Raw genomic sequence first — 13,847 nt, forward strand, 5'->3', positions numbered from 1 at the left:
GGCAGGCGCGTCCACTGATTCGGAGGATTTGATGTTCGAGAGATGGGGCCGCACCGTCTATCGGCGACGTCGGCTGGTTCTGGTGCTGTCCGCGATCGTGGTGGTCGCCGCTGCGGTATGGGGGTTGGGCGTCTTCGGCACACTCACCTCCTCCGGAGAATTCGATGTGGCCGGAAGCGAGAGCCAGCGTGCCGCCCAGTTGGAGACCGCGGCGCTGGGCCGGGACGAGGCCGACGTCGTGGTGCTCTACCGCAGCCGGACGAGCACTGTGGACGATCCCGCCTACGGCGCCGACGTCACCCGGGCTCTGCAGGCGCTTCCCGCCGGTCACGTTGACTCGTTCGCCACCTACTGGTCCACCAAGTCGCCGCAGTTCGTCAGCGCCGACCGCAAGAGCACCTTCGCGGTGCTGAGGCTACGCGGTGAGGACGAGCACGCGCGGCGTGACCACCTGGCGGCCATCCGCACCGCCGTCGCCGTGCCGGGGCTCGAGTCGCTCGTCGGCGGTTCCACGGCCACCCAGAAAATGATCTCCGACGGTGTCAAGAAGGACATCGTGCTGGCGGAGGGCATCGCCACCCCGCTGCTCCTGCTCCTCATGATCTTCATTTTCGGCAGCGTGGTGGCGGCCGGCCTGCCGTTGCTGATCGGCGTGGTGGCGGTGTTCGGCTCGTTCTCCGCGCTGCACCTGTTCGGCCTGTTCACCAACGTGTCCACCTACGCCGTCAACATCACCACCCTGCTCGGCGTTGGCCTGGCCATCGACTATGGGCTGTTCATGGTCGTGCGGTTCCGAGAGGAGCTGAACCGCGGCCGCACCGGCGAGGAGGCGGTGGTCCGCACCATGGCCACGGCCGGCCGGACGGTCGCCGTCTCCGGCGTCACGGTCGCCGCTTCGCTGGCCAGCCTGCTGATCTTCCCGCAGTCGTTCCTGCGGTCCATGGGCATGGGCGGGCTGGCGACAGTGCTGGTGGACATGGTCGCCGCGCTCACCATCATGCCCGCCCTGCTGGCCGTGCTCGGCCCCCGGGTCAACGCGCTCGCCCCCCGCTGGCTGGCCCGGCGCCAAGGCAGGCAGTCGCTCTTCTGGGCACGGCTGGGGCGTGGGGTGATGCGGCGCCCCGTGGTGGTCCTCGTCGGCACGCTGGCGATTCTGGTCACTCTCGGCCTGCCGTTCCTGCGCGTGAGCTGGGGCGGCATCGACGCCCGCGCGCTGCCGGCGGGCACCGAGACCCGGGTGGTGTCGGAGACGATGACCGACGAGTTCCCCGCCAACTTCACCAACCCCCTCCGGGCGATCGTCACGCTGTCCGACCCGGTCTCCAGCCCGGCCGCGCGGGCGGCTCTGAGCGCGTACACCGGCCGGGTCGAGGCGGTGCCCGGGATCACCGGCGCCCAGCTCACCGGGGAGGCCGGTCGCACGGCGCGGATCGAGCTCACCTACAGCGCCAACCGGATGTCGGCGGAGGCCAGAGACGTGGTCCGGAAGGTTCGCGCGGTCCCGCCCCCGGCCGGAGCCTCCGTGCTCGTCGGGGGGGCCACCGCGGCGCTGGTCGACCAGCTCGCCAACCTCGGCGACCTGCTGCCCTGGATGGCGTTGCTGGTCGGGGTGACCACCTTCCTGCTGCTGTTCATGGCCTTCGGCTCGATCCTGCTGCCGATCAAGGCCGTGATCATGAACATCTTCTCGCTGTCGGCGACGTTCGGCGCGCTGGTCTGGATCTTCCAGGACGGTCATCTGTCCGGGCTCCTCGGCTTCACCCCGACGGGTTTCCTCGAACCGTCGATGCCCATCCTCGTGCTGGCGATCGTGTTCGGCCTCTCCATGGACTACGAGGTCTTCCTGCTCTCCCGGATGCGGGAACACTACGACGCGCACGGCGACAACACCGCGGCGGTGGCGGCGGGGCTGCAGCGCACAGGCGGCCTGATCACCAGTGCGGCGCTGCTGTTCATCATCGTCGTGGCGGCCTTCTCCACCTCGGGCATCACCTTCATCAAGCTGACCGGAATCGGCATGCTCATCGCCGTGCTGGTGGACTCCACGATCGTGCGGGCGTTGCTGGTGCCGGCCACGATGAAACTCACCGGACGGGCCAACTGGTGGGCCCCCGGCCCGCTGCGCCGTCTCTACGGCAGGTACGGCATACGGGAGAGCGACGAAGCCGTCGTACCGGAGAGCACCCTGGTCACGCGGTGAGACGGTAGACGTGCTCCTCCCGGCGAGAGCCGGGGCCTGACCAGCGATATCGCAACCTCACGGCCTTGTCCGCCGCAGGACCCCCTTGTCCTGTAGCGGACAAGGCCGCTGTCGTCCAGGCCCGAATCCTTCTCCCACCGTGCTCCGCGGGCCATATTTATTTCAACGGAGCCGTTCGCTCCGAACAAGGAAAACGGAAAAGGGAGAAAGATGTCGATTACCTCGAGGACCCACGGCACGGGAATTCTCGCCGCGATCGCCTGGCGCGCCATCGGCCTGGTCGTCGCCGGCGGATTTGTGGCGATGGTCGGGGCCGGGATTTCCGTGAGCCAGCCGGGCGTCCCCTTCCAGAACAGCGGCGGACCCGCGTCGACCGACGGCATCATATGGGACTGACCAGCGGCGAACTTCACCATGCGTATAGAGATGGCGACACTGCTCGCCGCCGACGGGCGCGATTGGCGGCAGGCCGACGCCGACGTGGTCCTGACCATTCTGTCATTGGTGGCGACTCCGGCGGACGGCATCGAGCACATCCGTTCCCGTCACGCCGGAAACCGAATCGAAGTCGTGGTCTTCCAGGCGGACGAATTCGCTTCGGGCGACCCCGGAATCGTCCAGGAGCTTATCTCGAGAGCGGAAAACCTACTGGCGGCGCTGGAAAGGAGACGGGGCTGACATGACCCATAGAATGGAATTCAGAATTCTCGGCCCTGTCGAAACGCGGGTGGACGGGGAACAACGCCTGCTCAACGGCGCCAAGCCTCGGACCGTACTGGTGGAGTTTCTGCTGGCGCACGGCCGGGTGGTGTCCGACGAGCGGCTGACCGACCTGTTGTGGGCCGAGGCGGCGCCCGCGACCGCGAGCGCGCAGATCTACACCTACGCCTCCCGGCTGCGCAAGCTCTTCGAGCCGAGCCTTCAGATCACCCGCTACCCGCACGGCTACTCGATGAAGCTCGGTGACGCGTGGTGCGACCACCTGGAGTTCTCCAGGCTCAGCAGTGCCGGCCTGGACGCGGTGAAGCAGGCGCGCTGGCGGACGGCCACGGATCTGCTGAGCCGCGCACTGGCCCTGTGGCGCGGCCCGGTGCTGGTGGACGTCACCGACCACATGGCCGCCACCGAGCGGCCCCGGCTGGAGGAGGCGCGGCTGCGCGTCCTGGAGGGCCGCGTGGCGGCCGACCTGATGCTCGGCCGTCACCACGACCTCGTGGCCGAACTCACCTGGCTGGTCGCGGAGCAGCCGCTGCGGGAGCGGCTGCGGGCACAGCTCATGACCGCGCTCTACCGGTGCGACCGGCAGGCCGACGCGATCGCCACCTACCAGGAGGGGCGCCACGTCCTGGCCGACGGGTACGGCGTCGATCCCGGACCGGTGCTCTCGGCGACCTACCAGGCGATACTCACGGGCAACCTCCGGCTTCCCGCGAGTGAAACCGATTCCGACGGCAGAACGGGAGAATGCCGCCGGAGCCAGGCCGCCGCAGGATGCGTCAGAGCCAGCCGCGCTCCGCGACTCGCAACCCGGCCTCGAAGCGACTACGGGCGCCGATCCGCTCCATGATCTCGGCCATCATCCGGCGCACCGTCCGTTCGGAGACCCCGAGCCGTTTGGCCGCGACCTCGTCGGTCATTCCCTCGGCCAGCATGCGCAGCAGCTCGTGCTGCTGCCGGGTGAAACCCTGCGGACCGAGCGCCGGACTGCCCAACGGCACGGCGATCTCCCACACCTGTTCGAAGAGGGCCAGCAGGGCGGCGATGATGCCCGCGCCGCTCAGCTGGAGCGCGCCGCGTCTGCTGTTGTCAGGATCCATGGGCACGATGGCCACGGTACGGTCGAAGATGATCATCCGAGGGGGCAGGACCGGCATGGTGCGCACGTGGGCGCCGGCCTCCACCAGCCAGTTCAGGTAGGCAAGGGTCGCCGAGTCGTTGCGGACGCTGTCGAGACAGATGTTGCGGAACTTCACCCCGCGGCCGAGTGCCCGCTCGTCGTTCTGACGGGCCGTCTCCAGAGCGTTCGCGGACTGGGAGCCACCGGGCATGAAGGTGAGCACCTCATGCCCCACCTCCTCCGACAACTGCTCCAGCCGTCCGATGATGACGTCGATGCCCACCAATCGCACCGCGTCACCATCGGACCTCTCCTGATCGGCGTACTGGGCGAGCATCTGAGCCACCGCGGCCTTGCTCTGCGCCATCTCCAGTTGCCGTTCGGCCTCTTCCATCTGCCGCCGGCGCAGAAGTGCCTGCAGTCCCACTGCTGGGTTCACCGGCCGCAGGTCCCCCGGATCCTCCAGAGAGCGCCGCAACAGGGCCAGGTCGGCCAACCGGTCGAGGGCGGAGAGGACGTCCTCCTCCGAACACTTCAGGTGCCGGACAATGTCGTTTATGCGCCAGCGAGGATTATCGAGCATGGTTCGGTAAACGGTTTCAGCGAGGGGATCGAGCCCCAACCCCTCAAGCAATGCCAACCCCCAGGCATCCCGATGCGGACACATTATTCACCCCATGTTCGACGAATCTTCGCTAAGTGCGCGATTTTCGTCAAGCGATACGGCCGGCGTTCACGTTCACGCAGCCCAGAGGCCCGGCCGCAGGACGCACTATTGGCGTGATCATCCAATACTGTGCCGGTTCACATCGAGACCGAGGGTGTGGTTATCCGGCGGTAACCGAATATGCGCCCGCCTCGCGTTTTCGCGGCCGGCCGGGAACATTCTCGACACGTTCTCCCCGCGACCCCCGCCGGGGACCTCGCTCCCTCGCGAGCGATTTCCAGGGGAACAGATCATGCCCGGCCCGATGAGCCGTCGACTCTCCGCTACCGGCTCAGGCCGGAGCCGGCCGGCGCCGCCGTCGAGCACGTCGCCATCGGCACGTCCACGCGCGACCGCCCCGGGTGCGACCCTCATTTCATTGCGCATGTTGCAACGCACAGAACGTAATATGCAATTTGCTCTTGACATCGTTGAGCGTCGACCTACGATCATGGCAACGGTCAGGCCCGATTCGTTACGTCTGACCACATTTCACTCTTCGGAGGGAGCGCAACGTGCCCGTCGCCCATCCCCATCGTTCGCCGAGGATCCAACGAGGTAGCAGGCTGAGGTCGCTTCTGGCCGGCCTGACGGTCGCGGCAGCAGTGGCCGCGGTAGGGGTGTCAGCCCCTCCGGCCTCTGCGGCACCGACGAAGCCGCTGGGGCCGACCCTGGTCAAGTCCGACGCACCCCCGACCGGGTACGCGGTGACGTTCCGGTACCAGGCGCCCGCCGGCGTCAACAGCGTCCAGATCTACGGCGATTGGTTCTTCGCTCAGCCCGACAACGTCGGCGACAACCGGCCGCCGTCGGAGTGGCAGCCGGGCGACACCGCGGCCACCCCTTGGCGCATCCTGCCCATGCAGCTCGGGGCCGACGGGATCTGGGAGACCACCGTCCCGCTGCCCGCCGGAACGTTCCGCTACGCCTTCACCCACGACTGCGAAAACGTGGAGGCCACCGGCTGCGCCCTGCACGACGACCCGGCCAACCGGTGGGAGGTGCAGCCCCAGTACCCGAGCGCGCCGGGCGCGGTGCGCAGCACGATTTACGTGCCGAGCAGCGAGAAGTTCCCCACCTACGACAACGACTATCAGGCGCCGGTCAAGGCCGGTGAGGCCGGGAAGCTGGAGTCGCGGCGGTATCCGTCGCCGCTGTCGACCAACCCGGCCGGGGTGCATGACATCGTCGTCTACACGCCGCACGGTTACGACCCGAACCGGGCGACGCCCTACCCCACGCTGTATCTGAGCCACGGCGCCGGGGACAGCTCGATCGCCTGGACGATGCAGGGCGTGGCCCACCACATCGTGGAGAACGCCATCAAGGACGGCGTGGTGCAGCCGATGGTGGTCGTGTCCACCGACTTCAACGGCCTGCCCGGCGGCAACCAGGGGTACGCCAACGAGCTGCGCAACAACGTCATCCCGTTCGTGGAGCAGAACTACCACGTCTCGACCCGGCCGGAGGACCGTGCGTTCGGCGGGTTCTCGGCGGGCGGGAGCCGTGCGTTCACCATCATGTACGACAACACCGACCTGTTCGCCTACGACGCCGCCTGGAGCATCGGCGGACCGGCCGCCTCGCAGGCGCAGATCGACCGCCTGAAGACGGTCCCCGGCGGCCTCCTCTTCGGCACCGGACGACAGGACGGCACCAGCGCCCAGAGCCTGCACACGCGCGCCGAGGCGCTGCGGTCCGCCGGCGTCGAGATCAAGGAGTACTACGTCGACGGCATGCACACCTGGCATGTCTGGCGTCCGATGCTCAACTTCTATCTGCGTAACGTGGCGTTCCGCACCACCACGACGGGCCTGGACGTCGCCGCCACGCCCGCCGGGAACTCCCACAACGTCAGGCTCACCGCGACCGCCGCGGTGGGCACCGTGACCGCCAACGTCGCCTCCCCCACCGGCAAGGTCGAGTTCTACGCCGGTGACACCCACCTCGGATCCGCACCGGTCAAGAACGGTGTGGCCACCTTCCGCAAGGCCGTCGACGGCGCGCTCCTCGACAGCCCCGTCGTCGCCCGCTATCCGGGCGACAAACTGTTCAACGCGTCACAGAGCACGCAGGTGACCGTCGACTGACCTGGTTCTTCCCACCAACCCGGCAGGCCTTGCCGTGGCGCCTCCCACCCTGGGGAGTGCCACGGCAAGGCCGTCGCACGATCTGAGCTCGCGACCTGGGGAAACCTGGGAGAGTCGGCGTGTCAGGCCGACGCCGACGACACCTCGAGGTGCTCCACAGGTCGCGGCTCAGCTCGCCGGCGGCGGCTCCGGCGTGTATCCGACTTCCTGGGAGATCAGCGTCGCGGTCTCCAGCAGCAGCGGAAGCTTCTCCTTCAACTGGTCCAGGGTCTCGATCACCTCGATCGCGGTGATGGAGACGGCGGCGACGACCTTGCCCCGTGAGTCCCTTACCGGTGCGGCCACGCACATGACGTAGGCGTCGTGCTCGCCGTTGTCGACAGACCAGCCTTGCTCGCGGACCTGCGCGAGTTCGGCTTCGAAGGACTCGCGATCGGTGATCGTCGTGTCGGTGTGCCGGTCGAAGGCGACGTGCGCGAGCAGGCGATCGCGGTCCTCCCTGGGGAGGTAGGCGAGGATCGCCTTCCCGACGGCGCTCGCATACAGCGAGACGGCCCGGCCGATCCGAGACGGTAGCTTCACCGCGTCGAACGCGGGGCTGTCGACCTTGTCGATGTAAATGATCTCGTTGCCGGTCAGCTGTGCCAGGTGCACGGTGTGACCCGTCTGCCCCTGGAGCCGGCGCAGGTGCGCCGACGCGAACTGGCGGAGGTCCATCGAGCCGAGCGCGAGCTCGGACAGTTCGATGAGCCCGCTCCCGAACACGTAGGTCCCCGCCCCTGTCTTGCGCACGAACCGTGCGGCCTCAAGCGCTTGCAAGATCCGCAAAGCCGTGGATTTGTGGACGCCGAGCACGTCCGAGGCCTCGGTGAGGGTCAGCGGATGTTCCGCTGCCACCCGGATCAGGTTGATCGCGCGCTGGATGGATTGTGCCACTCCTGCCCTCCCTGCGTTGCACTAGGCGCAATGTAGAGCATATGGCGCGCAACCGCTCGCTCCTTGACAGTGTTGCACATGTTGCTACGATCGTTGCAAGAAAACGGCGTTTCGGGGGAACGAACGGTTGATTACGGGAGTAACACATGGAGCTGCATCGCGTTCGCCGTAGCATGGCTGTGGCGACCAGTCTCATCTGTACGGCCGTCGCCTTCCTGAGCGGCTGCGGCTCTGACAGTGAATCCGGAAGCGGATCCGGCGGCGGCGTGACCTCGCTGACCTTCGCCGCCTCGACGTTCGGCGACCCCGGCCGCGGGCCGCTGCTCACGAAGTGGCTCGATGACTTCAACAAGAGCCAGAGCGCGGTCCGGGTGTCCGCCGCGGCGGTGCCGTACCCGACCTTCGGCCAGACCGTCCTGACCCAGATGGGCAGCGGGCAAGGGCCCGACCTGATCCGCTTCGACATGCCCGAGTTCGAGTCCGCCTCGGACGCCGGCCTCATCGCGCCGCTCGACGACCTGATCGACGTCAGCAAGTATGACCTGCTCAAGCAGCCGGACCAGTTCATGGTCCACGACGGCAGGCGGGACGGGATCATCTTCGAGGCGTCGAACTACGCGATGTTCTACAACGCCGACCTGATTCCGAAGCCGCCGACGACCTACGAGGAGTTCGCCAAGACGGCGAGTTCGCTGACCAAGGGCGACGTCTACGGCCTGGCGTTCCGTCAGACGGAGGCCGAGGAGGCCGGCGTCTGGCAGGACATCTTCAACTACGTCTACGGTTTCGGCGGCAAGTGGTCGGACGGCAAGAACCTGACCATCAACTCGCCCGAGAACCTCAAGGGCCTGCAGGCGTACAAGGACCTGTACGACGCGAAGGTGATCCCGCGGGGCGCGGACGCGGCGACGTTCCGCCGCATGTTCGCCGAGGGCAAGGTCGGCATGGAGCTCAACAACGGCGGCTACGTGACGGCGACCCGCGGCCAGAACCCCGACCTGAACTTCAACGTCGCCCCCATCCCGTTCCCGGTCCGCACCCAGGGCGCGATCCTCGCGCCCATCGTCATCAACGAGGCGAGTCCGGCGAAGGACGCGGCGGCCACCTTCATCCGCTGGGCGCTTGAGCCGGCCAACCAGGTGAAGCTGCAGGAGATCCTCGGCGCGAGCAGCGTGGCGACGGTCACCGAGCGCAGCCCCGAGAAGCTCAAGGAGACGCCCTTCCTCAAGGTGTTCGACGACCTCACCGAATCGAGCCTGCCGCAGATCGTCCTGGGATTCGAGGCGAAGACGCCGGACATCCGCAAGATCGTCGTCCAGAACGTCGTCGCGGCGCTCCAGGGCACGGTCGACCTCAAGACCGCGCTGGACCGCGCCCAGGAGCAGGCGACCCAACTGGTCGGTTGATCGGACGAGACCGCCGGCGTGGGCATCCCTCACGCCGGCGGCGTCCTACTCGAACAAGGACCGAACTCGATGACTGTGCTGAAACAACAGCAGACCTCAGGGTCTCGATCCGAGACCCGGCGTCGAGGCAGCCCGCGGGGAAGCAAGTGGACGCCCTACCTCTTCCTGGCGCCCGCCGCCGTCTTCATCCTCGTATTCCAGGTCGTTCCGCTCATTCAGGAGATCTTCCTGAGCTTCACGCGGACGTCGCTGCTGAATCCCACCCGCAGCACCTGGGTGGGGCTGGACAACTTCACCCGCATCTTCGGTGACGAGGACTTCCGCCGCACCCTTCTCACCACCTTCATCTATGTGATCGTGTGCGTCGTCGGCGCCGTGGGAGCCGGGCTCGCCGTCGCCCTGCTCCTCAACAAAGGGTTCCGCGGCCGGGGGTGGGCGCGCGCGCTGGTGACCATTCCGTGGGCGGCGCCCGGCATCGCGGTCGCGCTCATCGCGACGTGGATGCTCAACCCGGACTACGGGATCGTGAACCGCTTCCTGGACGCGGTCGGCCTCGGCGTCCCGGGCGGCGCCATCCTCGACAGCCCGACGTACGCCCTCCCGGCGATCCTCGCCACGACCATCTGGCAGCTGTTCCCGTTCACCTCGGTGGTGCTGCTGTCCGCGCTGCAGTCCGTGCCCCCGGACCTGACCGAGGCCGCCACGGTGGACGGCGCAGGGCGCTGGTGGACCTTCCGCGCCGTCACCTGGCAGGTCATCAAGCCCACCATCGGACTGCTCGCCATCCTCATGACCATCTGGTCGCTGCGGCGGTTCGAGCTCATCTGGCTCATGACCAAGGGAGGGCCGGTCGGCGCGACCGAGACGCTCGTCATCGACCTCTACTCGGAGGCCTTCGACTCCAAGCAACTCGGTTCCGCGGCGGCGATCGGCATGGTCGGGGTGGTCGTCTCGCTCATCGTCGTCGCCGGCAGCCGGTTCGTCGCCCGCGCCGCCGAAAGGGAGGCACGCTGATGAGGCCGCTCCGCATCGGTCTGACCCTGCGCATCCTCGGCGTCCTCGTCGTGCTCGGCGTCGCGGTCTTCCCCCTGTACTGGATGATCGTCACGGCGCTGTCGAGCAACTCGGATCTCTTCGCCGAGAAGGCCCGGCTCGTCCCCGACTTCTCGCAATTCGGGGTCTTCATCGACGCGCTGGCCGAGGGCAAGGCGCTGGGTTGGCTGCGCAACAGCCTGGTGATCGCCGTCGGCACGACGGTCCTCTCGATCGGCCTCGGCATTCCGCTCGGCTACGCGCTCTCGCGGTTCTCGTTCTGGGGCAAGGCCATCGTGACCGTGCTTCTGCTGTTCACGCAGATGCTTCCCGAGGCGCTCATGGTCGTGCCGCTGTTCTCGCTCTTCCGGCGGTTCGGCCTGCTCGACTCCCTGGGCGGCCTCATTCTGGTCAACTCCGCCTTCGTCCTGCCGATCGTCGCCCTCATTCTCAAGGGCGCGATCGACGGCATACCGCGCGCGCTGGAGGAGTCCGCGCGTGTCGACGGAGCACGGCCGCTCACCGTGCTGACACGCATCAACGTGCCGCTGATCGCCCCGTCCATCGCGGCCACCGCGGTCATCGCGTTCTTCCACGCCTGGAACGAGTACGTGTTCGCCGTGACATTCATCTTCACCCCCGGGAAGCAGCCGGCCTCGGTGGGGATCGCGAACTTCATCGGCGAGCTGGGCACGCCGATCCAGACGGTGATGGCGGTCGCGTTCATGTTCACGCTGCCCGCCGTCGTCTTCTACCTGTTCGCGCAGAGGCATGTGGTGGCCGGCATGACCGCCGGCGCCGTTAAGGGGTAACCGGGAGCATGAAGATCATCTCAGTCGACACCCTCGTCGTCGACTTCTACCGCACCAATCTCGTGATCGTCCGCGTCACCACCGACGAGGGGATCGTCGGACTCGGCGAAGCGACGCTGGAAGGCAAGGAGCGCGCCGTCCAGGGGGCCGTCGCCGAAGTCGCCGAAGCCGTGGTGGGGCTCGATCCCACCCGTATCTCCGGCATCCTGTACGAGCTGGCGAGAGACTGGTACTGGCGCGGCGGCCCGGTCATCATGACCGCGCTGAGCTCGCTCGAAATGGCGCTGTGGGACATCTCGGCACGGGAGCTCGGTGTCCCGGTCTCCCGGCTTCTCGGCGGCGCCACCCGGGACCGGGTGCGTGCCTATGCCAACGGCTGGTTCTCGGGAGCCGTCACACCCGAGGACTACGCGGCCGCCGCGAGGAGGACCGTCGACAGCGGCTTCCGCGGTCTCAAGTGGGATCCCTTCGAGAACTTCGACCTGACGATCACAACCCCGCAGCTGGACCGCGTGCTCGCGCAGATCGACGCCGTCCGCTCCGCGGTCGGGCGCGACGTCGAGCTGTTCATCGAGGGCCACGGCCGGTTCGACGTCCGCCACGCCATCAAGGTCGCGCGGGAGATCGCGCAGTTCGACCCGGTGTGGTTCGAGGAGCCGTGCCCCCCGGACAACCTCGACGCTCTTGTCGACATCCGCCGGGCGTCCCCGGTGCCCATCGCCGCCGGGGAGCGATGGTTCGGCCGGCAGGGCTTCGCACCGGCGATCGCCCGCCAGGCGGTCGACTTCGTCCAGCCCGACGTGACGCACGCCGGCGGCATCGCCGAGCTGGCCTTCATCTCGACGCTGGCGGCGACCAGCTATGTCGGTTTCGCCCCGCACAATCCCAGCGGGCCGCTGAGCACCGCGGCGACGCTGCAACTCGGGGCGACCCTGCCCAACTTCCGATACCTGGAGATCATGGCCACCGACGTGCCGTGGCGCCCGGAGATCACCAACGAACGGCTCGTGCTCACGAAGGAGGGCGACGTCATCATCCCGACAGGGATCGGACTCGGCATCGAACTCGATCTCGAGGCGATCGCGCGGCACCCCTTCACACCCCACCCCCTGCGGATGTTCCGGGACGCCGTCTTCGACATCCGCCCCGCGGACGAGCGGTCCTTCTTCAACCTGGGAGACCGCGTATGAGCCAGGCATCGCCCGAGGCGTACCCCGCCGAGGTCGACTGGTTCGGCACGGCCGCCGACGCGCTGCCGGACGACGCCGAGGACAGCGTCCTGATCGGCCGGATCTGGGATCCCGTCGCCGAAGGGCCGTCACCCGTCGTCGTCCGCGACGGCGACGTCTTCGACATCAGCGCCGATTTCCCGACGATCCGCGACGTCTGCGAGCTGCCGGAGCCCGCCGCCGTGGTGTCGAGGCTCGACGGCCGGCGGGTCGGCGGCTTCCGGGAGGTGCTCGCCAACACCGGCGCCGCGGACCGGGACCGCACCCGGCCCTGGCTGCTCGCACCGGTCGACCTCCAGGCGCTCAAGGCCGCCGGGGTGACCTTCGCCGTCTCGATGATCGAGCGCATCATCGAGGAACGGGCCCGCGGCGACCTGCTGCTCGCGGCGGATATCCGCCAGCGGATTCTCACCGGCCTCGGCGCCGACCTGCACGGCCTGGCACCGGGCTCGGAGGAGGCGACGCGGCTGAAGAGCCTCCTCGTCGCCGAGGGCATCTGGAGCCAGTATCTGGAGGTCGGGATCGGACCGGATGCCGAGATCTTCACCAAGGGCCAGATCCTGTCCGCCATGGGAACCGCGGTCCCCGTCGGCGTACTCGCCGCCTCGACCTGGAACAACCCGGAGCCCGAAGTGGCGCTCATCGTCCAGTCGAGCGGCCGGATCGTGGGGGCGACCCTCGGCAACGACGTGAACCTCCGGGACGTCGAGGGCCGATCCGCGCTGCTGCTGCCGAGGGCGAAGGACAACAACGCCTCGTGCGCGCTGGGGCCCGTCATCCGGCTCTTCGACGAGCGGTTCGACCTGGAACAGGTACGCGGCCTCGTGGTGGGCCTGGAAATCGAAGGCGTGGACGGCTTCCGCCTTGAGACGGTCTCGGAGATGGCGCGGATGTCGCGCGATCCGGAGGCGTTGGTGCGGCAGATGATCGGCCCGCACCATCACTATCCCGACGGCGCGGTCCTCATGCTCGGCACCATGTTCGCGCCCATCCAGGACCGCGACCGCCCCGGCGAGGGGTTCACGCACAAGGTCGGCGACATCGTGAGGATCAGCTCCCCCGCGCTCGGCACCCTGGTCAACCGCGTCCGGCATGCCGAGGAGTGCGAACCCTGGGACTTCGGAGTCCGCGATCTCATGGGGAATCTCGTGAAGAGGGGGCTCCTGTGAGCATCGTCGCCGGTTCGGCTCGGGCAGCGGGATGAGCAGTCGGCTCTCCACATGACACGGCGGGCTCGGTCTGGTACCGAGCCCGCCGTTCAGGTCCTCCCGGTCCTGATCGCGTCCGTGGTGGCGCTCACCTGGTTCGGTGTGCGCCGTGCCGCGATGGTCAGGAACCTGCGGGTGGGACCCGTGTCATGCCGTCAGCGCTGCAGGGTCAGCAGGCCGGGGCGGTAGGGCAGGAGGCCGTAGTCGCCGCCGGAGCTGGGGCTGCGGCCCTGGTAGAGCAGCTGGAGGTTGCAGGGGTCGACGGTCTTGGTCTGGTCGGGGTTGTTGCGGACCAGGTCACCGTGGCTGATGTCGTTGGTCCAGGTGGCGCCGCTGTTGGCCTTGCCGGCGAAGGGGTTGCTCTCGCTCGTGGCGTTCGCCGACCACGAGC

At 68.0% G+C, this 13,847-nt stretch carries 13 protein-coding genes; 10 read left to right on the forward strand and 3 right to left on the reverse strand.

Annotated features, from left to right (window positions below):
• Positions 1–31: 31 nt before the first annotated feature.
• The 4 genes from FLX07_RS31980 to FLX07_RS31995 all read left to right on the forward strand — a co-directional run bounded on the left by FLX07_RS31980 (position 32) and on the right by FLX07_RS31995 (position 3,767).
• Positions 32–2,200, forward strand: coding sequence for an MMPL family transporter (locus FLX07_RS31980; protein WP_142575416.1), 2,169 nt, complete (start codon positions 32–34; stop codon positions 2,198–2,200).
• A gap of 210 nt (positions 2,201–2,410) precedes the next feature.
• Complete coding sequence (locus FLX07_RS31985) at positions 2,411–2,596, forward strand: hypothetical protein (RefSeq protein WP_142575417.1); 186 nt, start codon at positions 2,411–2,413, stop codon at positions 2,594–2,596.
• Between the two features lie 30 nt (positions 2,597–2,626).
• A complete protein-coding gene (locus FLX07_RS31990) occupies positions 2,627–2,878 on the forward strand; it encodes a hypothetical protein (protein ID WP_142575418.1) in 252 nt (83 codons plus the stop codon).
• A 1-nt stretch (position 2,879) separates the two neighbouring features.
• Entirely contained in the window at positions 2,880–3,767 is an 888-nt protein-coding gene (locus tag FLX07_RS31995; protein ID WP_208762489.1) for an AfsR/SARP family transcriptional regulator, read from the forward strand.
• Here FLX07_RS31995 and FLX07_RS32000 read toward each other — a convergent pair.
• On the reverse strand, positions 3,697–4,620 hold the full coding sequence (locus FLX07_RS32000; protein WP_208762490.1) for a LuxR C-terminal-related transcriptional regulator: 924 nt from the start codon (positions 4,618–4,620) through the stop codon (positions 3,697–3,699). The two genes, FLX07_RS31995 and FLX07_RS32000, sit on opposite strands and share 71 nt — an antisense overlap.
• A gap of 830 nt (positions 4,621–5,450) precedes the next feature.
• On the opposite strand from FLX07_RS32000, the gene FLX07_RS32005 reads away from it, so the two are divergent.
• Positions 5,451–6,833, forward strand: a complete 1,383-nt coding sequence (locus tag FLX07_RS32005) for an Ig-like domain repeat protein (protein WP_142575420.1) — start codon at positions 5,451–5,453, stop codon at positions 6,831–6,833.
• Between the two features lie 168 nt (positions 6,834–7,001).
• On the opposite strand, the gene FLX07_RS32010 is transcribed toward FLX07_RS32005, so the two are convergent.
• Positions 7,002–7,769 carry an IclR family transcriptional regulator gene (locus FLX07_RS32010; protein ID WP_142575421.1) on the reverse strand — a complete coding sequence of 256 codons (768 nt, stop codon included), beginning with the start codon at positions 7,767–7,769 and terminating at the stop codon, positions 7,002–7,004.
• A gap of 179 nt (positions 7,770–7,948) precedes the next feature.
• Between FLX07_RS32010 and FLX07_RS32015 the strand changes: the two genes are divergently transcribed.
• From FLX07_RS32015 to FLX07_RS32035, 5 genes are all read left to right on the forward strand, one after another.
• Complete coding sequence (locus FLX07_RS32015; RefSeq protein ID WP_167748470.1) at positions 7,949–9,175, forward strand: ABC transporter substrate-binding protein; 1,227 nt, start codon at positions 7,949–7,951, stop codon at positions 9,173–9,175.
• A gap of 69 nt (positions 9,176–9,244) precedes the next feature.
• Entirely contained in the window at positions 9,245–10,189 is a 945-nt protein-coding gene (locus tag FLX07_RS32020; RefSeq protein WP_142575423.1) for a carbohydrate ABC transporter permease, read from the forward strand.
• On the forward strand, positions 10,189–11,019 hold the full coding sequence (locus FLX07_RS32025; RefSeq protein ID WP_142575424.1) for a carbohydrate ABC transporter permease: 831 nt from the start codon (positions 10,189–10,191) through the stop codon (positions 11,017–11,019). The genes FLX07_RS32020 and FLX07_RS32025 overlap by 1 nt, the downstream gene beginning before the upstream one ends.
• Positions 11,020–11,027: 8 nt before the next feature.
• Positions 11,028–12,209: a mandelate racemase/muconate lactonizing enzyme family protein gene (locus FLX07_RS32030; protein WP_142575425.1), complete on the forward strand. Its 1,182-nt coding sequence runs from the start codon at positions 11,028–11,030 to the stop codon at positions 12,207–12,209.
• Positions 12,206–13,417: a fumarylacetoacetate hydrolase family protein gene (locus FLX07_RS32035; RefSeq protein WP_142575426.1), complete on the forward strand. Its 1,212-nt coding sequence runs from the start codon at positions 12,206–12,208 to the stop codon at positions 13,415–13,417. The genes FLX07_RS32030 and FLX07_RS32035 overlap by 4 nt, the downstream gene beginning before the upstream one ends.
• 194 nt (positions 13,418–13,611) lie before the next feature.
• Here the strand turns inward: FLX07_RS32035 and FLX07_RS32040 are convergent.
• On the reverse strand, positions 13,612–13,847 hold a 236-nt coding region (locus FLX07_RS32040; protein WP_280116561.1), incomplete at its 5' end, for a non-reducing end alpha-L-arabinofuranosidase family hydrolase.

The sequence above is a fragment of the Microbispora bryophytorum genome, assembly GCF_006874465.1.
Taxonomy (GTDB): Bacteria; Actinomycetota; Actinomycetes; order Streptosporangiales; family Streptosporangiaceae; genus Microbispora; species Microbispora bryophytorum.